15 protein-coding genes and 1 pseudogene are annotated in these 22,500 nt (G+C 64.7%); 6 read left to right on the forward strand and 10 right to left on the reverse strand.

Going from position 1 to position 22,500, the window contains the following annotated elements:
- From GTP55_RS13625 to GTP55_RS13635, 3 genes and pseudogenes are all read right to left on the reverse strand, one after another.
- Positions 1-126 (reverse strand): DUF2474 domain-containing protein, encoded by a 126-nt coding sequence (locus tag GTP55_RS13625; RefSeq protein WP_110847743.1) that lies wholly within the window; start codon positions 124-126, stop codon positions 1-3.
- Entirely contained in the window at positions 126-1,148 is a 1,023-nt protein-coding gene (gene cydB / locus GTP55_RS13630) for a cytochrome d ubiquinol oxidase subunit II (RefSeq protein WP_161045474.1), read from the reverse strand. Before cydB ends, GTP55_RS13625 begins: the two co-directional genes overlap by 1 nt.
- Positions 1,148-2,572: pseudogene (locus GTP55_RS13635) on the reverse strand (cytochrome ubiquinol oxidase subunit I). Before GTP55_RS13635 ends, cydB begins: the two are co-directional and overlap by 1 nt.
- A 344-nt stretch (positions 2,573-2,916) precedes the next feature.
- Here GTP55_RS13635 and GTP55_RS13640 point away from each other — a divergent pair.
- Together GTP55_RS13640 and GTP55_RS13645 are read left to right on the forward strand one after the other, a co-directional pair.
- Complete coding sequence (locus GTP55_RS13640) at positions 2,917-4,020, forward strand: NADH:flavin oxidoreductase/NADH oxidase (protein WP_161045475.1); 1,104 nt, start codon at positions 2,917-2,919, stop codon at positions 4,018-4,020.
- Positions 4,021-4,248: 228 nt separating this feature from the next.
- Positions 4,249-6,381 (forward strand): hybrid sensor histidine kinase/response regulator, encoded by a 2,133-nt coding sequence (locus GTP55_RS13645; protein WP_229257917.1) that lies wholly within the window; start codon positions 4,249-4,251, stop codon positions 6,379-6,381.
- 9 nt (positions 6,382-6,390) lie between these two features.
- On the opposite strand, the gene GTP55_RS13650 is transcribed toward GTP55_RS13645, so the two are convergent.
- Entirely contained in the window at positions 6,391-8,385 is a 1,995-nt protein-coding gene (locus GTP55_RS13650; protein WP_161045477.1) for a glycoside hydrolase family 43 protein, read from the reverse strand.
- A gap of 111 nt (positions 8,386-8,496) precedes the next feature.
- Here GTP55_RS13650 and GTP55_RS13655 point away from each other — a divergent pair, with 111 nt between their 5' ends.
- Positions 8,497-9,501, forward strand: coding sequence for a LacI family DNA-binding transcriptional regulator (locus GTP55_RS13655; RefSeq protein WP_229257918.1), 1,005 nt, complete (start codon positions 8,497-8,499; stop codon positions 9,499-9,501).
- Here the strand turns inward: GTP55_RS13655 and GTP55_RS13660 are convergent.
- Both GTP55_RS13660 and GTP55_RS13665 read right to left on the reverse strand, forming a co-directional pair.
- Positions 9,498-11,024: a cryptochrome/photolyase family protein gene (locus GTP55_RS13660; RefSeq protein ID WP_161045479.1), complete on the reverse strand. Its 1,527-nt coding sequence runs from the start codon at positions 11,022-11,024 to the stop codon at positions 9,498-9,500. The two genes, GTP55_RS13655 and GTP55_RS13660, sit on opposite strands and share 4 nt — an antisense overlap.
- A 9-nt stretch (positions 11,025-11,033) precedes the next feature.
- A complete protein-coding gene (locus tag GTP55_RS13665; RefSeq protein ID WP_161045480.1) occupies positions 11,034-11,963 on the reverse strand; it encodes a MerR family transcriptional regulator in 930 nt (309 codons plus the stop codon).
- Between the two features lie 52 nt (positions 11,964-12,015).
- Between GTP55_RS13665 and GTP55_RS13670 the strand changes: the two genes are divergently transcribed.
- Positions 12,016-12,615: an NAD(P)-binding protein gene (locus GTP55_RS13670; RefSeq protein ID WP_202423700.1), complete on the forward strand. Its 600-nt coding sequence runs from the start codon at positions 12,016-12,018 to the stop codon at positions 12,613-12,615.
- Here GTP55_RS13670 and GTP55_RS13675 read toward each other — a convergent pair.
- The 3 genes from GTP55_RS13675 to GTP55_RS13685 all read right to left on the reverse strand — a co-directional run bounded on the left by GTP55_RS13675 (position 12,522) and on the right by GTP55_RS13685 (position 18,260).
- Positions 12,522-14,687 carry a TonB-dependent receptor gene (locus GTP55_RS13675; protein WP_161045481.1) on the reverse strand — a complete coding sequence of 722 codons (2,166 nt, stop codon included), beginning with the start codon at positions 14,685-14,687 and terminating at the stop codon, positions 12,522-12,524. The genes GTP55_RS13670 and GTP55_RS13675 overlap by 94 nt on opposite strands.
- Positions 14,688-14,765: 78 nt before the next feature.
- Complete coding sequence (locus tag GTP55_RS13680) at positions 14,766-16,043, reverse strand: M20/M25/M40 family metallo-hydrolase (protein ID WP_161045482.1); 1,278 nt, start codon at positions 16,041-16,043, stop codon at positions 14,766-14,768.
- Positions 16,044-16,052: 9 nt separating this feature from the next.
- On the reverse strand, positions 16,053-18,260 hold the full coding sequence (locus tag GTP55_RS13685; RefSeq protein WP_161045483.1) for an ATP-binding protein: 2,208 nt from the start codon (positions 18,258-18,260) through the stop codon (positions 16,053-16,055).
- Between the two features lie 99 nt (positions 18,261-18,359).
- On the opposite strand from GTP55_RS13685, the gene GTP55_RS13690 reads away from it, so the two are divergent.
- Positions 18,360-19,523, forward strand: a complete 1,164-nt coding sequence (locus GTP55_RS13690; protein WP_161045484.1) for a branched-chain amino acid ABC transporter substrate-binding protein — start codon at positions 18,360-18,362, stop codon at positions 19,521-19,523.
- 81 nt (positions 19,524-19,604) lie between these two features.
- On the opposite strand, the gene GTP55_RS13695 is transcribed toward GTP55_RS13690, so the two are convergent.
- Positions 19,605-21,872, reverse strand: coding sequence for an outer membrane beta-barrel family protein (locus tag GTP55_RS13695; protein WP_161045485.1), 2,268 nt, complete (start codon positions 21,870-21,872; stop codon positions 19,605-19,607).
- Between the two features lie 117 nt (positions 21,873-21,989).
- On the opposite strand from GTP55_RS13695, the gene GTP55_RS13700 reads away from it, so the two are divergent.
- Complete coding sequence (locus GTP55_RS13700; protein WP_161045486.1) at positions 21,990-22,379, forward strand: OsmC family protein; 390 nt, start codon at positions 21,990-21,992, stop codon at positions 22,377-22,379.
- Positions 22,380-22,500: the final 121 nt, after the last annotated feature.

Consider the following 22,500-nt stretch of genomic DNA (forward strand, 5'->3'; position numbering starts at 1 on the left):
TTAATGCATGCCGGCGGCGCGCATCAGCCAGTGCAGCAGCGTGGCAACGACGCCCAGCGCCGCCACGCTGAGGCCCCAGATCAGCGCCAGCCATCCCAGCCGGCCCATCCACAGGCGCGCCGCCATCAGTGATAACCCTCGCCAAGCTTGACCTTGCCGCGGAAGACGTAATACGAGAAGCACGAGTAGCCGAGGATGATCGGCAGGATCACCAGCGTGCCGACCAGCGTGAAGCCCTGGCTGGCTGGCGGCGATGCGGCAGCCCAGATCGAGATGGTCGGCGGCACGATATTCGGCCAGATGCTGATCGCCAGCCCGGTATAACCGAGGAAGATCAGGCCCAGCGACGCCAGGAACGGCCCATGCAGCGGCGCTGCGCCCGCCAGCGAGCGCAGCAGCAACACCACGCCGACCACCACCAGCACCGGCACCGGCGCAAACCACAGCATGCCTGGCATGGTGAACCAGCGCGCCGCCACGTCGGGATCGGCCAGCGGGGTCCAGATGCTGACGGCGATGATGGCCACTACCAGCAGCAGCGCCAGCGGCCGCGCCGTGGTCAGCATGCGTTTTTGCAGCGCGCCTTCGGTGCGGAAGATCAGCCAGGTACAGCCCAACAGCGTGTAGGCCACCATCACGCCCAGGCCGCACATGATGGGGAACGGTTGCAGCCAGTCCAGCGCGCCGCCGCCGTACTGCGGTCCGCCCGGGGTGCTGACCACGGCGATGCCGTGCACATAGGCGCCGAGCGACACGCCCTGGAAGAACGCCGCCGTCAGCGAACCGCCGATAAAAGCCTTGTCCCAGATGTGGCGCTCATGGTCCAGCGCCTTGAAGCGGAACTCGAAGGCAATGCCGCGGAAGATCAGTCCCAGCAGCATGAAGATCAGCGGCAGGTACAGCGCGCTCAGCACGATGGCATAGGCGCGCGGGAAGGCGGCGAACAGGGCCGCGCCGCCCAGCACCAGCCAGGTCTCGTTGCCGTCCCACACCGGCGCCACGGTATTCATCATCACATCGCGCTCGTGGCGGTCCGGCACAAAGGGGTAGAGCATGCCGATGCCCAGGTCAAAGCCATCCATCACCACGTACATGAAGACGCCGATGAAGATGATGACCGCCCAAATACTGGAAAGATCGATACCCATTATTGTGCACTCCCGTTGGTGGAAATCTGATCCGGCGCGGCCGACAGCGGCCGGCTCGGCGTATGGGCCTGGCCGGGGCCGCCGGTTGCGGCATGCCCGGCGTCGAAGCGCGTCGGGCCGCTGTGCATCAGGCGGAAGATATAGGTAATCGCCACGCCGAACACAAACGCATACACCACGATGAACAGGCCGAGCGACAGCGCCAGCGTGCCAACCGCATGGGCCGAGACTGCATCCTTGGTGCGCAGCAGGCCGTACACCACCCATGGCTGGCGGCCGATTTCAGTGGTGTACCAGCCGGCCAGGATGGCGAGCAGCCCGGCCGGCCCCATCACCGTGGTCACGCGCAGCAGCTAGGGCGACGAATACAGCGCGTGGCGGCGGCGCTGCCATGCGGCCCACAGGGCCAGCGCAATCATCGCCATCCCCAGCCCCACCATCGCGCGGAAGGTGAAAAAGATGATGGTGGCGTTGGGCCGGTCTTCCCTGGGGAAGTCCTTCAGTCCCTTGATCTGGCCGCCCCAGGTATGGGTCAGGATCCAGCTGCCCATGCGCGGAATCGCGATCTGGAAGTGGTTGGTTTCGTTTTCCATGTCCGGAATGGCGAACACGATCAGCGGCAGCGGCTCGTCGCCCTGGTTCTGCCAGTGGCCTTCCACGCCGGCGATTTTGGCCGGCTGGTGTTCCAGCGTGTTGATGCCGTGGGCATCGCCAAGGAATGCCTGCAGCGGGGCAGTCACCAGCAGCATCCACATCGCCATGGAGAACATGGTGCGCACCGCCGGCGTATCGTTCTTGCGCAGCAGATGCCAGGCGCCGACGGCGGCCACCACCATGGCGGTGGCCAGGAAGGCGCCCACGCTCATGTGCAGCAGGCGGTACGGGAACGACGGATTGAAGATCACTTCCAGCCAGTCGGCCGGCACCAGTACGCCGTTTTCGATGGCGTAGCCCTGCGGCGTCTGCATGAAGCTGTTGGAGGCGAGGATCCAGGTGGTGGAAATCAGCGTGCCGATCGCCACCATGATGCTGGCGAAGCAGTGCAGGGCGGGGCCGACGCGGTTCCAGCCGAACAGCATCACGCCGAGGAAGCCGGCTTCGAGGAAGAACGCGGTCAGCACTTCATAGGTCAGCAGCGGGCCGGTGATGCCGCCGGCGAACTGCGAGAAGAAGCCCCAGTTGGTGCCGAACTGGTAAGCCAGTACAATGCCGGACACCACGCCGATGCCGAAGTTGACGGCGAAGATCTTCAGCCAGAAGTGATATAAATCGCGGTACACCTCGCGCCTGGTGCGTAGCCAGCACAATTCCAGCACCGCCAGGTAGCTGGCCAGGCCGATCGACAAGGCTGGAAAGATAATGTGGAAGGAGACCGTGAAGCCGAATTGGATACGCGCTAAGTCCAGGGCCGTAAAACCGAACATAAATATTCTCCTAAAGCGCCGTGCCGGCATGACCGGCAGCGTCGCCGGAGATGGATGTCGTGCAGCGGGCGTCTGTAACGCCCTGCCGCACGATCAACTGCCATCATAGGCGCGGATCGGGCGTTGCGAAATTCGCATAGGGGAGGCGCGGTGCTATGCCCTTTGGCGAGTCCGGCGCCCCCAAGCCTGAGGGGGCGTGACCCCATTCCGGCAGACATAGGCCATTCGGTGGTGGAGGCTATCGCCTGTGGGGGGCTAGACTACAGCCCGGCGAGACAACCAGGATTCGCCTGCTGAATGCGCAGCGGCGCATCTTTTCACATTGCTTATACAAGGAGTACTACATGAGTCACCCTAAGCTATTCACACCGCTGCAAATTCGCGGCCTCACGCTGGAAAACCGTATCGTCATCGCGCCGATGTGCCAATACTCGGCGGTTGACGGTTGCATGAACGACTGGCACCAGATGCACCTCGGCCAGCTGGCGCAGTCGGGCGCCGCGCTGCTGACCATCGAAGCGACCGCGGTGCTGGCGGAAGGCCGCATCAGCGACGGCGACGTTGGTCTGTACGACGACGCCACCACCTTTGCCATGGGTAGCGTGGTCGACTCTGTGCGGCGCTGGTCGAATATGCCGGTTGGCGTGCAGTTGAGCCACGCCGGCCGCAAGGCCTCGGTGCGCGCGCCGTGGCTGGGGGGCTTGCAGGTGGCGCCGGGCCAGCCGGGCGGCTGGCAGACGGTGGCGCCGTCCGCCGTGGCGTGGCGCGGCGACTATGTGCCGCCTGTTGCGCTGGACAGGCAGGGCCTGCGGGAAGTCCGCGACGCCTTTGTGGCCGCTGCCCGGCGCGCCGCCGATATCGGCATCGACCTGGTCCAGTTGCACGCCGCGCATGGCTATTTGCTGCACCAGTTCCTGTCGCCGCTGTCCAACCAGCGCACGGATGAATACGGCGGTTCGCTGGAAAACCGCGCGCGCTTTCCGCTGGAAGTGTTTGAGGCAGTGCGCGAGGTGTTTCCGGCCGATCGTCCCGTCAGCGTGCGTATTTCCGGCACCGACTGGGTGGCGGGCGGCTTCGACGTCGAGCAGGCGCAGGTATTTTCGCAGATGCTGGAGGCGCGTGGCGTCGATGCGATCCACGTTTCCAGTGGCGGCCTGCATCCCGACCAGCAGATTCCCGTCGGACCGAGCTACCAGGTACCGCTGGCGCGGGCAGTGCGCAGCGTGGTGAATGTGCCGGTGGTGGCGGTCGGCCTGATTACCGAGCCGGCCCAGGCCGAAGCCATCGTCGCCACCGGCGACGCCGACCTGATCGCGCTGGCGCGCACCGTGCTGTACGACCCGCGCTGGCCGTGGCACGCGGCCGCCGCGCTGGGCGGTCATGTGCGCGCAGCGAATCAGTACCAGCGTTGCCAGCCGGAGCACTATCCGCACCTGTTCCGCAGCTAATTGCAGCCCTCATCCAGGCCACCGCATCCACATCGCCGGCCGCCAGGCCGGTGACCACGCCATTCAGCAAGCGCCTGGATTTCCTTCATATGTGTGCTCTAATAAATGTTGCTAGTGAAAGTATATAATCGAAGGCTAACGCCTTGCTCCAGGCTCTTTTTCCTCTGATTCTTTAATTTTATGCCCATTCGGCCCCGGTTTTTGTTCCCTTTGCGGTACCTGTTGATCATGCTGACCGCGATCGGACTGCTGCCGTTGGCGCTGCTCGGCGCGTGGGGCATCCACACGGTCAGCGAATACCAGCAGCGCGACCAGGAGCGGCTGATGCTGGATCTGGCGCGCGCGGTGGCCAGTGCTGTCGATGCTGAACTTGACGGTGTCGTGTCCACGCTCACCGGCCTTGGTCATTCGCCAACGCTGCAGGACGGCGATTTGCGGGGCTTTTACCAGGTAGCCAGCACCATGGCCAAGGGCCAGCCGGACTGGCTGGGCATCATCCTGACCGACGGCGATGGCAAGATCCTGTTCCGCACCATGGACGACTATGGCGCGGCGACCGGCGCGATAGTCGATCCGGAAAGCTTGCGCCGGGCGTTGGCCACACAGCGTCCGGTCGCAGGTCATATCGCCCGGGGCGTGCGCGGCCGTGCTGCCTTTCCTGTGCGTGTGCCGCTGAGCGGCGCCGACGGCAAACTGTATACGCTGACGGCAGTGGTGCGCCCCGAGCGCATGTTGCGGCTGGTCGAGCGCCAGCAGGCGCCCGGCGGCGCCGTGACGGCGATCCGCGACGGCGCGCTGGCGGTGGTGGCCCGTTCGCAGAATCAGGAAGCCTCCGTCGGGCAGGCGCCGAGTCCGTCATTAGTGCAACTAATGCGCATCAACGGCGACGAAGGTGTGGGGCTGGCCTATACCCGCGAAGGGCAGGACATGACGGCGGCCTACACCACCGCCTCGCGCTATGGCTGGGTGGCGGTGGTGGCGCGGCCGGCCGGACAGCGGCATGCCGCCGTGTTCCAGAGCCTGGGCGTGTATGGCGCCGGTATTCTGGTGTCGCTGCTGCTGTGTTTCGGCCTGGCGTCGGTGCTGTCACGGCGCATCGTAGCCGCCATCGAGGCGCTGCAACAGAATGCGGCGGCGCTGGGCTCCGGCGCGCCACTGGTGATTGCGCCATCATCGATTACCGAAATCGCCGAAATCGGCAAGGGGCTGGAGCAGGCGGAGCGCCAGCGCCGCGCCCAGGAACGCGAACGCACCCTGCTGCTCGATTCGCTCAACCTGGCGTTGGACGAGGCGCGTCAGGCAGGCCGCGCCAAGGATGAATTCCTGGCGGTGCTGGGTCACGAGCTGCGCAATCCTTTGAGCCCTATCGTTACCTCGCTCGATCTGCTGGACCGGCGCGATGAACCGGCGAGCCGCAAGGAGCGCGGCATGATGCGGCGTCAGGTCAGCCATCTGCGCCGGCTGGTCGATGACTTGCTGGATGTCTCACGCATCACCACGGGCAAATTCGAGATCGACGCCCAGCCGGTGAATCTGGCCGAGGTGGTGCGGCACGCGGTGGCGGCAGCGCCGGAACAGTCGCTGTCGCTGTCGGCGCCAGAGTCGCTGTGGGTGCAGGGCGATGACAGCCGCCTGACGCAGGTGCTGAATAATCTGCTGTCCAACGCCGCGCGCTTTGGCAGCACCGCCACCGAAGTGACGCTGTCGAAGGACGGCGACAACGCGCGCTTGGTGGTCACCGATAACGGCATCGGCATGAGTGCGGAATTGCTGGCGCGGGTGTTCGAGCCGTTCCAGCAGGCGCCGCAATCGCTGGCACGGCGTACCGGCGGCCTTGGTCTTGGCCTGGCCATCGTGCGCAAGATCGTCGCGCTGCATGGCGGCCAGGTAACGGCCAGTAGCGCCGGCGCCGGGCAGGGCAGCCGCTTTGAAGTGACATTGCCGCTGGTGGCCGCGCCAGTCAACGCTCCATCGCCGGCCCATACTAGTGGCCCTGGTGGTCTGCGCGTGCTGCTGGTGGACGATAACATCGACGCCGCCGCGACTGGCGCCGCGCTGCTGGAGTTGATGGGTCATCAGGTCCGCGTGGCGCACAGCGGCGCCGGCGCACTGGAAGCGTTGCGGCAGCAGGTTCCTGATGTGGCGATTCTCGATATCGGCCTGCCGGACATGGACGGCTATGCGCTGGCCCGGGCAATGCGCCAGCAGGCGGCCGGCACGCCGGTGCGGCTGGTGGCGTTGACTGGCTACGGCCAGAAAGAAGACGTGGAGCGCGCCTATGCGGCCAACTTCGACTTGCATCTGACCAAACCGGCCACACTGGCGGACCTTCAACGCGCCACCGCGCCGATAGAGTCGTAGTGGCTTAGCCTATTTCACCAATGTCCAGATGAAGCGTACCCCGTCCTTGCCATCTGGCGCAGGACCGGGGCTGTCGGCCTTCACTGCACCATTCTGCGGATCGATGCGTAAATAGCGGTTGGTCGCCAGCGACATCAGGACCAACTCGCCGGTCGGCGTCTCCATCCACTGGAAGCTTTGCGCCACGCCCGGCCGCACCTGCTGGAACGACACGCTGCCGTCCGTCGCCACCGTCACATAGCTTGGGCCGGATTGCAGGGCGGCGCGGCCATAGCCCATGTCCACCACCGTCAGCGGCGTTTGCAGGCCGGCGCTGGAACCGAGGCGGATCTGCTGACCGTAAGGGATAGGCCGCATCAAGCCACGCGGATTGGGCTGCGCGATGTCGATACTGGCGAAATCCGCCATGCCGCCATTCTGGTTGCCGGTGTTGTAGGCGAACAGCGCGTAGCGCACGCCCTGGAAGGTGGTCAGCTGGAAGATCATGGTGAACTCGTCGCCGATCGGCCGGTAGTTCTCGCCGTCGAGCGAATAGCTGAAGCGCGCCTTCTCGGTGAGGAAGTCGCAGTCCGCGCGCAGCCACAACTTGCTGGCATTGATGGCCACGCGGATACTCTGGTTGCGCGCCTGGTCGAACAAGACCAGCGACAGCTTGCCTTCCTTCTTTTCCACGCCCAGTGTGGCGTAGGGCAGGTTAAGCAGGCCCAGTCCCGCGACATCGTTCTCCAGCAGGCGCGCCGCGTCCAATGCCACCGTGGGCGAAGACTGCGGGCCGATGGCGCGCTGGGTCAGCGTGTTGCGCGCTTCCCAGAACGACGGCGCCGGCAGCGCATGCAGCCGCAGGAAGCCGGGGCGTTCGGTCAGCGACCATTTCTCATCCACCGGCGCGTGGTTCCACTGCCAGATAGGCTTGAGCGTGGCATCGGCAAAATCATCGCTGCGCGTGAACGGCGTCTTGACTTGCTGCGGCTCCGCCACGCGCGGCTTGACCCAGGTGCGCGGATTGCGCCCCAGGTTGCCGGGCAGGCCGAAATACGGCCAGCCATCCTGCCACGTCACCGGCGCAAGACTGAACAGGCGGCCGACCGAGTTATAGTCCATCATCGAGAAACCCCACCATTCGCCAGCCTCGGTCACCACAATGCCGCCCTGGTGCAAGGCTGTGGTGTCGCGCGCGGCGGGATTGGGCGGCGTGACTTCAAACGGATACTGCTTGTTCTTCAACCGGTAGCCGCCCACCATGCCGAAGCCTTCGTCCTTGCTGATGGCCTGATTGACCTCGTACGGCCCAAACACGCGGTTGGCGCGTGCCGCCGGCATGCGGAAGCCGCCGGCGTAGTTGGAGCTCAGGATGTAATAGCGCCCGCCGATCTTGTAGAGATGCGCGCCTTCGCCCATGCCGTCGGTCTTGGAGAACAGTACCTGTTCGGAGTCCGGCACGATGTCCAGCAGGTCGTCGGTGAGCTGGGCGATGTGCAGGTCCTGATGGCCCCACACGGCGTAAGCCTTGCCGTCATCGTCAAACAGTACCGACAGGTCGTGCAGGCTGCGCTTCATCTCCCAATGCGTCCACGGTCCGCGCGGATTGATGGCGGAGTAGACCTGTGTGCCGCGTCCATTGACGTTGCTGAAGATGTAGAACACGCCGTTCCGGTAGCGCAGGCTGGGCGCCCAGATGCCCTGGCCGTAGATGTTCTTGCCGTCTTCGAGGCGGTAGGCGGGGCCGAAGTCCAGCCGGTCGGCGGCATAGCCGAGAAACTCCCAGTTCACCAGATCCCTGGAGCGCAGCACCGGCAGGCCAGGCATGGCGTGCATGGTGGTGCCGGTGAGGTAGAACCAGTCGTTCACCCGGATGATGTCGGGGTCGGAGAATTCGTCGTAAAAAATAGGATTGGTGAAGGTGCCATTGCCGTTATCCGGCGTCCAGGTGCGTGGCGCCGGTTGCGCGTGGGCGGTAAGCGACAGCGCGGCCAATAGCAGCGCTGCATAGATGACATTCTTCATCGATTCCCCGGTGATGGTTATGATAGCGCAATCATTTTGGAGTGTAGGTAGTTGTGAGGGTGATGTCAATTGGATAGAATGATTCTGCTATCAACAATAACGAAAGAGCCGATGCCTGCCAACCCCGTCACACTGATCGATGTCGCCAAGGCGGCGGGCGTTTCGCCGATCACGGTATCGCGCGCATTGAATGAGCCGCATCTGGTGAAGCCGGCGACCCTGGCCAAGGTTCAGGAGGCTGTCAAGCTGACCGGCTACGTGAAGAATATGCTGGCCGGGGGGCTGGCTTCGAGCCGCAGCAAGCTGGTGGCGCTGGTGCTGCCGACGATTTCCACGCAAACCTTCGCCGATCTGGTGCAGGGCGCAACCGATCGCCTGACCGCCGCCGGCTACCAGCTGCTGCTGGGGATCGTCGGCTATGAAACCTGGCGCGAAGAGATTCTGGTCGAGACGATTCTGAGCCGGCGCCCGGACGGCATTATCCTCACCGGTTCACTGCACACCGACAGCACTCGCCAGCGCCTGCTGCAAATCGGCACCCCGGTGGTGGAGGCGTGGGACCTGACGCCGCATCCGATCGACATGGCGATCGGCTTTTCGCATGAAGAAGTGGGCCACATGTGCGCGCAGCATCTGCTGAAACAGGGCTACCGCCGCTTCGCCATACTGACCGCGAACGACCCGCGCGCCGGCCAGCGCACGCAAGGCTTTCAGGTGGCGATCGCCAAGCATGGCGCCAGTGTGATCGCATCGCACGTGGTGCAGGCGCCGGGCGCCTTGCCTCAGGGTCGCCTCGGCGCGATCAAGCTGCTGGACGAACATCCGGAACTGGACGCGATTTTCTGCAGCTCGGACACGCTGGCGCACGGTGTGCTGATCGAAGCGCAAAGCCGCGGCCTGCGCGTGCCGCAAGACCTGGCCATCATGGGCTTCGGCGACCTGAATTTTTCAGAGTACACCAATCCGCCGCTGTCGACCGTCAAGGTGGATGGCGCCAAGATCGGCGCGCTGTCGGCGCAAGCTTTGCTGGACCGGCTGGCCGGCGGCGGCGATTCGGCGCCGGCGGAGCGCGTGGTCAATACGGGCTTTGAGCTGATCCAGCGCGGCAGCACCTAAAGTTCTTGCACCCTGGCGCGCAGGTCGGCCGCCCGTTCGCGCAGGGCGGCCAGCGCGCCGTCATCCATGCGGCGCAGCTGCTGGTAGACCATGCCCAGGCGCTGGTTGCCCGCCAGCTTGTCCCGGTTCCGGTCGAAGAAATCCCAGTACAAGGCGTTGTAGGGGCAAGCGCGCTCGCCGAGGCGGGCCTTTTTGTCGTAATGGCAGCCCTTGCAATAATCGCTCATGCGGTCGATGTAGGCAGCGCTGGAGACGTAGGGCTTGGTGGCCAGCAGGCCGCCGTCGGCGAACTGGCTCATGCCCAGCGTGTTCGGCAGTTCCACCCATTCGAAGGCGTCGATGTAAATCCCCAGATACCAGCGATGCAGCTCTTCCGGCGACAGCCCGGCCAGCAGCGCGAAATTCCCGATCACCATCAAGCGGTTGATGTGGTGGGTGTGCGCATGCTCCAATGACTGGCCGATGGCCGCCGCCACGCAGCGCATGCGCGTCTTGCCATCCCAGAACCACCAGGGCAGCGGCGTGTTGTGACCGAAGGCGTTCAGTTTGTCATAGCCAGGCATGCGGTGCCAGTAGACGCCGCGCACGTATTCGCGCCAGCCGAGGATCTGGCGGATGTAGCCTTCCGCCGACGCCACCGGTACCGCGCCGTCGCGCCACGCGGCTTCCACCCGTTCCACCACGGTGCGCGGCGACAGCAGCTTGACGTTCATGGCGAACGACAGCAGCGAGTGGAACAGGCGCCAGGCCTTGACGCTCATCGCGTCCTGGAAGCGGCCAAAGTGGGGCAAAGCCTGTTCAACGAAGTTGTCCAGGTGCTGCATGGCTTCCTCGTGATTCAACGGCCAGGCGAAGTTGTCCGCATTCGGTTCGCCAAAGCTCTTGGCGCCGGACGCCTGGATGGTGTCCCACAATGCGCTGTGATCGTGGCGGCCGCGCCAGTCGGACGGTTCCCACGGCAGGCCTTTCCACGCTTCGCGGTTGTCGTGGTCGAAGTTCCATTGGCCGCCGGCAGGCTTGCCGGTTTCTGACATCAGCACGCCATGCTTGCTGCGCATGCGGCGGTAGAAGTGCTCCATCAGCCAGCTGTTGCGACCTTCGAAGATGCGTGCGGCTTCGTCGCGCATGGTGTAGAAATGTTCGGTGTCGTCCATCGACGCCGGGATGGACAGGGCGGCGCCGTAGTCGGCCAACTGGCGGTCCAGCCGCCATTCGTCCGGCGCCTGCCAGTGGAATTCGGTGGCGCCGTAGTGAGACAGCAGGTAGTCCAGATTATCGGGCAGCGACTGGCGGTTGTCGGCGTCGTCGATGGCGAGATAGTGCACGCGGTGGCCGCCGGCGCGCAGGCGGCCGGCAAAGTCGCGCATGGCGGCGAAGATGGCGATGATCTTTTGTGCGTGATGCAGCACGTAGTCGGTTTCCTGCCGCACCTCCATCATGACGAAGACTTGATCGTCTTGCGGGCGGGTGAACCAGCTGTGTTCATGATTCAGCTGGTCGCCAAGTAATAGTTTGAGTCTCATCGTTTCCTGTCATCTGGCCGGCATCGGCAATCCCTCCGCGTAGGCCAGTCGTTCTAGTGCGTCTTCCATCAGCATGCGCGCGTGGCCGGCGCTGCGGGCCAGATCCTCGTGCATGGCGGCGTCGGTCGCGTTGCGGTGCGCGCACTGCGCGCTATAGCGTTCAAAGCTCGACAGCATCAGCAGGATGTCGGCCAGGTGGCGCGGGCATTCGCAGTTGATGCTGGACGAGGCGGCGGTCAGCGCCGCCAGTTCTTCATCGTTCAGGCGGCGCGGCGCGGCCGGCCTGGTCGGCCCGGGTGGCGGCAGCGCGGCGCCGGTGACGGCGGTGTTGCATAGCATCGCCACTTCCGAAGCATCCGACGGCGAGCGAGCCACCAGGCAGCCATGTTCGCGCAGGCGCCGCACGGTGGCGCTATCGCAGAAGCGGTACAACACCACGGTGGCCCTGGCAGGGATTGCGCGGCGCAAGCTGCGTATTCGCGGCATGGCGTCGGCCGTCATTTCCGGCGCTTCGATCAGCAGCACATCGGCGCGGGCGCCAGCGAGTCCCCGTTCGGCGTCGTCCAGCTGCGCGCAGGCGGCGACGATTTCCAGCAACGGCGCGGTGCGCGCGGCACTGAGGCGCTGGGCCAGCGCGGCGCCCACCACGGCCAGTTTCAACGATTGCACGCCGGTGCCCGGCTGCACGCCCGCCAGCCCGGCCAGTTCGTCGACATCCATTCTGGCGACGGTGCCAATGGCGTGGCCCTGATCGACCACGCGCTTCAGCAGCCCAAGACGGTACACCTGCTCGGCCGAATACAGGCGCTGGCCCTGCGGAGAACGGTCTGCATCGGACACGCCATAACGCCGCTCCCACACGCGCAGGGTTTCCACCGGCAGTCCTGCCAGCCTGGCAGCAACGCCGCTGCGATAGCCTTTCGTCATTTTCTGGTTCATTCTAGCGACCCTCCATACCCAAATGCTAGCATGAACCGGGATTGAACCGCCGTTGACGCGCTATGCAGCCGTATGCGCCGATATACTTGCAAATATGAAGGCGAATATATTTAACCTGGGGGTAATCGGCGCTGGCCTGGCAGGCATGTCATGCGCCCGGCATCTGCAAAGCGATCTATGCAAGGTGACGATGTTCGACGGCAAGCGGCTCAGTCCTGGCGGTGTTGAGCTGACCATCCGTCAAAGCATGACCATCTGCGACATCTGGCACGAGGAAGGCTGGCGGCTGGCGTCGCTGGAGAGTGGCACGCTCGGGGAAGTGTTCGATGCACTCATACTGGCGCTGCCGGCGGCACAAGCGTCGGCCTTGCTCGCCCCGCTGTTGCCGGCAACAGCGATGCAAGTCGCGGCCATGGAGCCTTCGGAAGACCAATGTATCTGGCTGCCTGCCGTGCAAGTCGGCGTGTGTGGCGGCTGGTTGCGCGGCGTGCAGGAAGGTGATGCTTGGCTGAGCGGCCGGGCGCTTGCGGCCCGGGTGCTCAGCCAGCGCGCGGCCGATCAGAACTCGGTGGACGCGGTCAGGCCGAAGGTGCGCGGCGCGCCCGATACCAGGTATCCCGTGCCCTGCGAGCCACCGGCCGAGGCCCAGTAGTTCTTGTCGGTGACGTTGTCCACGTGGGCGCGCAGCACCACGCTGTGATCTGCCACGGTGAACTGGTAGCGCGTGCTCAGGTCCAGCCGATTCCAGGACGGCAGTTGCTGCGTATTGGCCGCATTGGCCCACTGCGACGATGTATGCAGCGCGCGCGCCGATAGGCTGAAGCCGCGCACGCCCGGCACATCCCAGTCCACGCCCACATTCATCTGCGTATCCGGCACGCCAATGACATCCTTGCCGTCTGTGACGCCGCCGGCGGTGCGCTGCTGCGTGGCGTCGAGGAAGGTGGCGCCGCCCAGCACGCGCAGGCCGCGCAGCGGTTCGCCGTAAGCCGTCAGTTCCAGCCCACGGTTGCGCTGTTCGCCTTCGATGCTGAACACTTTGGTGGTCGGATTGAGCACGCTCATCGGCTGGCTGGTGGTGAACAGCGCGGCGGTGGTCCCATAGCGGCCGCCGTCAAATTTGATGCCGGCTTCCTTCTGCACCGATTTGTACGGATCGAAAATCTGGCCGACGTTGACGGCGGTGGAACCGGCAATCGCACCTTGCTGCAAGCTCTCCACGCGGTTGGCGTACACCGACACTTGCGGCGTGATCTTGTAGACGATGGCGGCGATCGGCGTGTTGGCGCCTTGGTTGTAGTAGGCGTTCTGCTTGCCGGTGTTGTAGGCAAAGCCTTGCTGCCTGATGTTCTGATGGCGCACGCCGACGGTGGCCAGCAGCGTATCGTTGAAGAAGCCCATGCTGTCCACCACCGCTTCGCTCACCAGCGTCACCTTGTTGGTGGTGCGCGGGTCGGCCATGTTGTTGCCGAAGGTGGTCAGGGTTGGCAGCACGAGCACCGGCGGGTTGTAAAGGCTGGTGTTCTGGTAGGCTGAGGTGGCATAGGCGTTGCGCGAATCCAGATCGAAGCCGGTGGTGGTCAGCGCCAGCTTGTGGCTGACAGGGCCAGTATGCAGTGCTGCGCGCACGCCCAGTTCACCGGTCTTGATGTGATCTTCGCGCGCATTGTCGAAGCGGCGCAGCTGACCCGCACCGGCGGCGGTGGTCAGGTTCAAGGTGCTGCCCAGGCGGTTCAGCTCATTGCCCTGGCGGCCGCCGAAGGCCGCCCACGCCACCACGTCCTTGCTGATGTCCCACTCGCCGCGCAGCGTGCCGAAGACGTCGCGCTCACTCGAAAAGTCCCATGGCTGGCCGTAGTTGGCCGATGCGTCCGGCGCCGCAGGCACGGCCAGGCCGGCGCCGACGTTGACCGCCGGGCGGCCGTTATACAGCTTGCTGTTCTGCCAGCCCAGATCGGCCGACAGGCGGAAGCCACGGCCGCGATAATCGGCGCCGACAGCGGCCATTTGCAGGTCGCGGTCTTCATTGTCGACGCCGGAGCCGCCTTTGCGCTGCACGGCGTTGACGCGCACGCCGAAGCGTTTTTCATCGCCGAAGCGGCGCGCGATGTCGGTGGCCAGATAGGTCTGTTTACCTGTCTGCAGGCCAGCTGACACTTCGTTCAGGTTGGCGTTGGGCGCGCGTTTCGGCAACAGATTGATTGCGCCACCAATGCCGCCGCCACCCGGCGTCGCGCCATTCAGAAAGGTATTGGCGCCCCGGAAGACTTCCACGCGCTCCAGCAATTCGGCGGCGATGTACTGGCGCGGCAGCACGCCGTTCAGGCCGTTGTAGGCGAGGTCATCCGAGTTGACCGGGAAGCCGCGGATGATGTACACCTCCTGGTAGTTGCCGAAGCCGCGCGCCACCCGCACGCCGGGATCGCTTTGCAGCACGTCGGCCACGCTGTGCGCCTGCTGGTCCTGAATAAACTGCTGGGTGAAATTTGTGCTGTTGAACGGCGTATCCATCAAATCCATCGTGCCGAGCAGGCCGACGCGGCCGCCCTTGGCGACCTGGCCACCGCCAAAGGTCTTGGACAGCCCGGCGGCCGAGGCGTCGGCGGAAGCGCTGACGACTACGGTCTGCACGCCGTCGCCAGCGGTCTGGCCGAGGGCGGGCAGGGTGTAGATCGAAGACAGAACGCACAACGTCAGGAGTTTTAAGGCGGGGAGTCGAGGCATGATCGCTTACTTTGTTGAGAATGATTGCTATTATCATTCTTATTGTAAGCGATGTGCTCTGCCATAAGTGAGAGTCTGTTACTTGACCAGCGGCGCCGCCACGCCCTGCACGCCGGCCAGGCCCAGGATCGTCAACAGGACGTTCTGCGGGCCGGTGTGAGCATTCTTCGCCGACCACCATTCCAGCTTTTCGGAGTGATAACCGCCGGAACTGCCGCCGCCCGACATGGTAATCGCGGGCACGCCAAGGCTCATCGGCAGATTGGCGTCGGTGGAGTGCGGGCCGTCCAGCAGTGCAGGGCGGCCTTGCACCTTGGCTGCCGCCAGTGCAGTACGGACGATCAGCGCATCCGCCGCCATCTGGCCTGCCGGACGGTCGCCGATCAGCACTACGTCGGCGGTGATGGCCTTGCTGTTCCAGCGCTGGTTGGTGTCATCCACGCCTTGCTGGATGGCGGCCTTGATCTGCTGTTCCACCTTCGCCAGCAGCGGCGCGTCGGCCGAACGGATATCGATCAGCATCGACGCTTCGGCGGAAATGCTGTTGACCGACTGTCCGCCCTGGACTACGCCCACATTGAAGGTCACCTTCGGCTGCGAAGGGACACGCACATCATCGATACGCGCGATCACGCGGCCGGCCGCATGCACCGCCGACGGCAGGCCAAAGCCTTCGTAGCTGTGGCCTCCCGGGCCGTGCAAAGTGACCTTGAAGCGCCGGCTGCCGGTGCCGATGTAGGTCACCGGATCGCCGTCCGTGCCCAGTGCCGGCTCCAGTCCGACGAAGGCCTTGATGTCCTTGCGCTGGCTGAACAGATACTTCACGCCTTTCAGATCGCCCAGGCCTTCCTCGCCGACGTTGGCGACAAACAGTACATCGCCTTCGGTACGGACGCCGGCGTCGCGCATGGCGTGGACGATGGTCAGCATGGCCGCCAGCGAACGGCCGTTGTCGGCGATGCCGGGCGCGTACAGGCGGCCGTCTTTTTCATGCACGGTGAGATCGGTGGCGGCAGGGTAGACGGTATCCAGGTGCGCGGCCAGCGCGATCACCGGGCCTTTGCCGCTGCCGCGCCAGGTGCCGATCACATTCCCTGCGTCGTCGATGCGCACATCGGCCAGGCCGGCGGCTTTCAGGCGCGCGGCGTAGTCGCTGGCGCGCGCGGCTTCGGCGAAGGTCGGCGCCGGGATGGCATTGATAACCAGCATATTGGTCTGCGTTACCGGCTCGTTTTTCTCGATGTAGGCCAGCGCCTGTTTGACCGCAGGCTGCGCGGCGATGCGCGCCAGTTCCAGTTCCTGTGCCTGTGCCGGCAGGGCGGAGATGAGGGCGAGACTGAGTAGCAGCTGTTTCATGGAGCTCCATTAAGGCAGGCGGGCGATCAGCGCCAGCAGCGCATCCACGTCCACCGGTTTGACAAAGTAGTGATCGAAGCCGGCTTGGTCGGCTTGCGCACGGTCTTCGCGGCGGCCGTAGCCGGTAACCGCCACCAGCGTGGCGCGCGCGGTCTGCGGCAGCGCGCGCAGGCGGCGCGCCAGCTCGAAACCGCTGATGTCGGGCAGGCCGATATCGAGCAGGCACAGCTCCGGCAACGTCGTCTCGGCCATGTCCAGCGCCGCCAGCGCGGTGTGGCTGACGCTGACCTGGTGGCCCCCCGCTTCCAGCAGCAGTTGCAGCGTTTGCGCGGCGTCGATGTTATCGTCCACCACCAGCACGCGCAGCCTGCGCGACGGCGTCGCCGTCCGGTCCGGAACCGGCGCGGACGGCTGCTGCGGCGCGGCGCCCGGCAGCGTGATGGTGAAGGTGCTGCCCTGATGTTCGCCGCCGCTATCGACCGCCACCGTGCCGCCATGCAGCTCCACCAGCGACTTGACCAGCGCCAGGCCCAGTCCCAGCCCGCCTTGCGAGCGGTCGGCGCTGCGTTCGGCCTGGGCAAACAGTTCAAACACGCGGCCGCGCAGTTCCGCCGACATGCCGACGCCGTTGTCGCTGACGATCAGTTTGACGTTGCCGCCCTCGGCGCGCACCGCCAGCTTGATGGCGCCGCCGGCCGGCGTGTACTTGGCGGCGTTATTGAGCACATTGACCAGCACCTGTACCAGCCGCTTATGATCGCCCATTACCACCAGCGGTTGCGGCGGCAGTTCGGCCGCAAAGCGGTGCTGGCGCGACTTGAACAAGGGATCGGCTTGTTCCATCGCGTCGGCGACGATGGCCGACACGTCCAGCGGCACCCGTGTGAGCGTCACCAGTCCGCGCGTAACGCGCGAGACATCCAGCAGGTCGTCCACCAGCCGTGTCATATGGTGCACCTGGCGCACGATGATGCCGGCGGTGCGCTGCACGGCGGCGTCGGTGGCATGGCCGCTTTGCAGCAGCTGCGCGCCGGCGCTGATCGGCGCCAGCGGGTTGCGCAGCTCGTGCGCCAGCATGGCCAGGAATTCGTCCTTGCGGCGGTCCGCCTCGCGCAACTGGTTCTGCGCCTTCAGATGCTGCCGTTCCTTCTCCTGCAGCGCTGCGGCCATGGCGTCCAGCGCCCGCGCCAGCTCGCTGATTTCCTCCTTGCCGTAACGGATGCCGCTGCGTGCTTCCAACACGCCGGAGGCGATGCTGTTGGCGGTGCTGGCCAGGCGCTTTACGCGCCGCAGCACCAGCACGTCGCCGACAAACCACGCCGCCGCCAATGCCAGCGCGATGGTGGCGGACAGCGCCAGAAGGTCCAGCAGCTGGTCGTGACGCGCGTTGGCGGTGATGGCGTCGGCTGGAATGCCGATGGTGACGGTGTAGTCGGACAGGCCGTTGCTGCCAACCCGCGCAAAGCGATGCAGCCGTTCCACGCCGTCCGGCCCTGTCAACAGCACTGGCTTGCCCGGCTCCGCAGCCATGGCGGTGCGCATCTCCGGCGACACCTGCTTGCCGAACCAGGCTTCCGGTTCAGGCTTGCGCGAGATGATCTTGCCTTCGGAATCGGCGGTCAGCAGCAGCGAGCCGGCCGGCAGCTGAATGTCGGCCACAAAGCGATCCAGCTTGGTCAGGTCGAGCGCGGCGAACACCACGGCTTGCACCCGGTCGTCGTCGTCCAGCACCGGATAGGTCAGGTTGACGGTGTGCTTCTGGATCACGCGGCCGAAGATGTATCCGCCGGCGACAAAGCGCTTCAGATGTACGGCGCGGCGGAAGTGCGAGCGGTCGGCCAGGTTGACCAGGTTTGTGGACGGCACGGCGTTGCAGGTGACGTCGCCATTCAACTGGATCAGGCCAAAGTTGACGTAGTCCGGATTGCGGCGCTGGATGTTGGCCAGCAGGCGGCTGCATTGCGCCGGGTCACCCATCAGGTCCGGGATGCTGGCCAGGTCGCGCAGGATCTGGCGCGCGGCGGCAATGGATTGGGCTTCGTTGGCGGCCGCCAGGTTGGTCAGGCGCTGCAGGTTTTCCTCGGCCACCTCCACCGCGTGGGCGCGTTCACGCGTGCCGTTAATCACGGTCATGATGGCGCTGGGCGCGATCGCCAGCAGCACCAGGAGGAGCAACCTGCTGCGCAGACTATTGAGCTGAAAGAGCAGGAAGGCCATGGGCGGTTATCTTACTGTAATCTGCCCTTTGTGCAAGGGGGAATTGGCAAACGTTTGCCGGTGTCTGGTATTCTAACGCTGTTAACCTACGAGGACTTTATGCAGTTCACAACAAAAACAGTATGCCGCGCACTGGCGCTGGCCTTTATCGGCGCTGCGGGCGCCGCCTCCGTGCAAGCGGAAGACACCATCAAGATCGGCCACGTGGCCGCCACTTCCGGCCCGATCGCCCACCTGGGCAAGGACAATGAAAACGGCGCGCGCATGGCGGTCGATGAATTGAACGCCAAGGGCCTGGTCATCGGTGGCAAAAAATACAAGATCGTGCTGCAGGCCGAAGACGATGCCGGCGATCCGAAGCAAGCCACCACCGTGGCGCAGAAACTGGTGGATGCCAAGGTGCAGGGCGTGATCGGTCACGAGACCTCCGGCACCACGATCCCGGCCTCGCGCCTGTACTACGATGCCGGCATTCCGCAGATTACGCCGTCGGCCAGCGCGCCGCAGTACACCCACCAGCGTTACAACACCACCTTCCGCAACATCGCCAATGACGAGCAGCTCGGCCCTGCGCTGGCGCGTTACGCGATGCAGACCATGAAGGTCAAGCGCATCGCCGTGGTTGACGACCGTACGTCCTACGGCAAAGGCCTGGCCGATGAATTCAGCAAGACCGTCAAACGCACCGGCGCCGCCACTGGCACCACCATCGTTTCGACCCAGTACACCAACGACAAGGCCACCGACCTGATGGCGATCCTGACCGCCATCAAGGCCACCAAGCCGGATATGGTCTTCTTCGGCGGCATGGACGCGGTGGCCGCGCCGATGCTGCGCCAGATGAAGCAGCTGGGCTTCCCGGTCAAGTTCATGGGCGGCGACGGCATGTGTTCGGACTCGGTGCCGCGCCTGACCGGTGACGGCATGAGCGACGGTCAGGTGATCTGCGCCGAAGCGGGCGGCGTCGAGCCGGCGCAGGAAAAGGGTATGGAAGACTTCCGCGTCGCCTACAAGAAGCGTTACGGCATCGAAGTGCAGACCTACGCGCCGTATGCCTACGACGCGCTGATGATGATGGTGGAAGCGATGCAGAAAGCCGGTTCGCCCGATCCGGCCAGATACCTGCCGCAGCTGGCAAAGCTGAAGCACAAAGGCCTGCTGGGGAATATCTCGTTCGACGCCAACGGCGACGTCCAGGATGGCCTGTTGACCATCTATACCTTCAAGGGCGGCCACCGCCAGAAGCTGGCAGTGATCAAGTAGTCCTCGCCGCACCGCTTTAACCCGCACACCGCTGCGGCCAGGGTCGGACCCCGCACGGGGTCCGACCCTTTCGTTTTGGGGTTACGCGCCAGGAGGCGGGCCGCCGGCGCCAGGGCCAGGACCGCCCGGACCGCCGGGACGCGGCCCCCAGCCTTCCTCGCGATGCTCGCTGCTGGAGGCGGTGCCGCCGAAGCGGTACGACAGGCCGACATAGAACACGCGGCCGTCGAAGCGGCGGGTGCTGGTTTCGCGCAGCGTGTCGCTGTCGATGATGGTCTGCATCTTGTTGGTGTTGAACAGGTCCGTCACGTTAGCCACCAGCGTCAGCTGCGGCGTCACGGTATGGCGCCAGCTCATGTTGAAGGTGTGATTGGCCGAACGGTAGCCCTGGCCGGACAAGGTCTTGCCCATCATTTGCAGCGCCATCTGGATCTGGTTGGCGGCGTCGTACGAATAGTTCAGTCGCGCGCGGCCGCTCAGCGAATTGGCGGTGCGCGTAACCAGATTGCCGCTGTCGTCGTAGAAGCTTTGCTGCGAACGGGCCAGGTTGCCGCTGGTGTTGAGCGTCAGCGACGGCGTCAGCTTGCCGCTCACGGTGAATTCCAGGCCGCTGGAATGACTGCCTTCGCCGTTGGCGCGGGTGGTCAGCAGCACGTTCGGCGCCACGAAGTAGCGGTAGTCGACGATGGAATCGGTGTCCTTGCGGTAGTAGCCGCGCAGATTGGTTTCCAGACCGGCGATCCTGGTCTCGTAACCCACTTCGAAGGAATCGGTCTTGGTCGGCTTCAGGTTCGGGTTACCCGAGAAGACGTTGAACTCATCGCGGTAGGTCACATACGGATTCAGGTCGTTGGCGTTGGGACGGCGAATCCGGCGCGCATAGGCGAAGCGCAGGTTGGCGTTGTCCGAAACCTTGTACGTGGCGTAGGCGCTCGGGATGTAGTTGATGTAGTGGTTCTTCGCCTCGACACTGCCGGTGATCTGGTTGATGTCCATGTCGGTGTACTCGGCGCGCAGGCCGGCCAGCGCACCCCAGCGGTCGTTCAGGCGCATCTGGTAAGTGCCGTACAGCGCGTACACGGTTTCGTCCAGCTCATACGCATTGGTGCGGCCGTTGTTGACGGTGGCGGCGCCGCTGATCGGATTGATGTCGGTGTACAGCGTGTTGACGTTGTTGTCGTTGGTGGCGATCTTGTAGCCGGTCTTGGCGGTGCCGCCCCACAGTGGCCGCTCGTAGTCGCCGGTGAAATCGACGATGCGGGTGTCGTTGTGGTTGCGCTGGTTGGCCCTGGTGTCGATCCAGCCGGGCGTGGCGTAGGCGTTGGCGTAGTTGTTGACGTTGTCGTTTTCCGAGGCCGACACGCGCAGGTCGATCTTCAGCGTTTCGTTCGGCAGGTCGCCCTTGTGGTCGTAGCGGGCGCCCCAGCCGAAGTTGTTGCTGTCGCCGGTGCGGGACGTGCTGCGCACGTAGTCGGCGGCCGGAATCAGGCTGGTGGCGCCGTTGACGTAATGGTCGCTGGACTGCTGGTCGTTGGTGCGCTGGTTGTACGAGGCGCTGCCGGTCAGGGTGTCGGTCTGGTTCAGGTTGTAGCTGACGGTGCCGTTCAGACCGGCCATGTCGTTCAGGCCGCGGCCGACCGAGGTCTGGCTGTTGTGGACGAACTGGCCGGTGCCGGTGTCGAGCGTGTCGCGGGTGACGTCGGCGGTAGAGTTGCGGCCGTCGTGGCGCACGTTGGCGCTGCCCTGGAAGCCCCACGGGCCTTCGTTGTAGCTGCCGTTGACGGCGCTGTTGTAGCGGCCGGCCGTGCCGGCGTTGCCGTTGACGGTGGCCATGCCGCCCGGCTTGCGGTTGCGGCGCATCACCAGATTCAGGATCGGGCCGCCGCCGGCTTCGTTGCCGAACTGCGCGCCGGGATTGTTGATCACCTCGACCGATTCGATATCGTCGGCCGCCATCGCCTGCAACGCCGGGCCGCGGTTATCGCCTTGCAGCATGGCCGACGGCTTGCCGTCCACCATGATCTGCACATTGGTGCTGCCGCGCAGCGTGACGGTGCCGTCGGGATCGACGTTGACCGATGGCACGTTGTTGAGCGCATCGGCGGCGGTGCCATTGGTGCTGGAAATGTCGGACTTGACGTCGTAGACCTGGCGGTCGATGCGGTTGGTGGGGCGCTCAGCGGAAACGGTCACTTCCGGCAACACTTCCTTGGCCTTGGCGGGCGCAGGAACAGTGGCGGTGGTCGGCTTGGCTGGCTTGGTAGCTGGCGTTTCGGGAGTGGCGGTTTGGGCGTAAGCTGGCAGAATAGCACTGCCGGTCAGGCAGCAGGTAAGCAGGATCTTTTGCATAATCTGGACGGCGCAACGTCTCTATACGGTAGAGTTGCCATTATACCAGTTGCATATTCGCGAATTAGCGGCATTTACGCTTCTTTACCTGGGCTTAACATTGAGAGGAAATAGGGTATGGCGCGCGGTACAGCTTCCATCGGCAAGGATCATTACATCACCCAAATCGAGGTCAGCGGGCACGCGCTGACGGCCGACGAACCGGCCCGCAACGGCGGCCAGGACAGCGGTCCGGCGCCGTACGATTATCTGCTGGCCAGCCTCGGCGCCTGCACCACCATCACGTTGCGCATGTATGCCGACCGCAAGCAGTGGCCGGTGACGGCGGTCGACGTCGCGCTGCACCTGACCCATGCGGAAGACGGCAGCCTGCTGGTGCGCCGCACGCTGACCATCAGCGGCGACATCGACGCCGCGCAGCAAGCCCGGATGGCGGAAATCGCCGAGAAGACGCCGGTGACGCTGACGTTGAAAGCCGGCTTGCGCATCGATACCACGCTGGCATGACGCCATTTCTGTCGCCATCTGGTCGAGCCAGGCTTACCGGCTGGGGCTGGTGACTGTAAATTAGTTTCATCTCATCGGGAACCTGGGAATGCGGGCTGTGGTCTAACCCATAGCAAGTTGA

It is taken from the genome of Duganella margarita (assembly GCF_009857535.1).
Lineage (GTDB): Bacteria > Pseudomonadota > Gammaproteobacteria > Burkholderiales > Burkholderiaceae_D > Rugamonas > Rugamonas margarita.

Bases quoted from the DNA above. Each gene is read 5' to 3' on its own strand.
- GTP55_RS13625 (WP_110847743.1), bottom strand. From the start codon at position 126: ATGGCGGCGCGCCTGTGGATGGGCCGGCTGGGATGGCTGGCGCTGATC.
- cydB (WP_161045474.1), bottom strand. From the start codon at position 1,148: ATGGGTATCGATCTTTCCAGTATTTGGGCGGTCATCATCTTCATCGGC.
- GTP55_RS13640 (WP_161045475.1), top strand. From the start codon at position 2,917: ATGAGTCACCCTAAGCTATTCACACCGCTGCAAATTCGCGGCCTCACG.
- GTP55_RS13645 (WP_229257917.1), top strand. From the start codon at position 4,249: ATGCTGACCGCGATCGGACTGCTGCCGTTGGCGCTGCTCGGCGCGTGG.
- GTP55_RS13650 (WP_161045477.1), bottom strand. From the start codon at position 8,385: ATGAAGAATGTCATCTATGCAGCGCTGCTATTGGCCGCGCTGTCGCTT.
- GTP55_RS13655 (WP_229257918.1), top strand. From the start codon at position 8,497: ATGCCTGCCAACCCCGTCACACTGATCGATGTCGCCAAGGCGGCGGGC.
- GTP55_RS13660 (WP_161045479.1), bottom strand. From the start codon at position 11,024: ATGAGACTCAAACTATTACTTGGCGACCAGCTGAATCATGAACACAGC.
- GTP55_RS13665 (WP_161045480.1), bottom strand. From the start codon at position 11,963: ATGAACCAGAAAATGACGAAAGGCTATCGCAGCGGCGTTGCTGCCAGG.
- GTP55_RS13675 (WP_161045481.1), bottom strand. From the start codon at position 14,687: ATGCCTCGACTCCCCGCCTTAAAACTCCTGACGTTGTGCGTTCTGTCT.
- GTP55_RS13680 (WP_161045482.1), bottom strand. From the start codon at position 16,043: ATGAAACAGCTGCTACTCAGTCTCGCCCTCATCTCCGCCCTGCCGGCA.
- GTP55_RS13685 (WP_161045483.1), bottom strand. From the start codon at position 18,260: ATGGCCTTCCTGCTCTTTCAGCTCAATAGTCTGCGCAGCAGGTTGCTC.
- GTP55_RS13690 (WP_161045484.1), top strand. From the start codon at position 18,360: ATGCAGTTCACAACAAAAACAGTATGCCGCGCACTGGCGCTGGCCTTT.
- GTP55_RS13695 (WP_161045485.1), bottom strand. From the start codon at position 21,872: ATGCAAAAGATCCTGCTTACCTGCTGCCTGACCGGCAGTGCTATTCTG.
- GTP55_RS13700 (WP_161045486.1), top strand. From the start codon at position 21,990: ATGGCGCGCGGTACAGCTTCCATCGGCAAGGATCATTACATCACCCAA.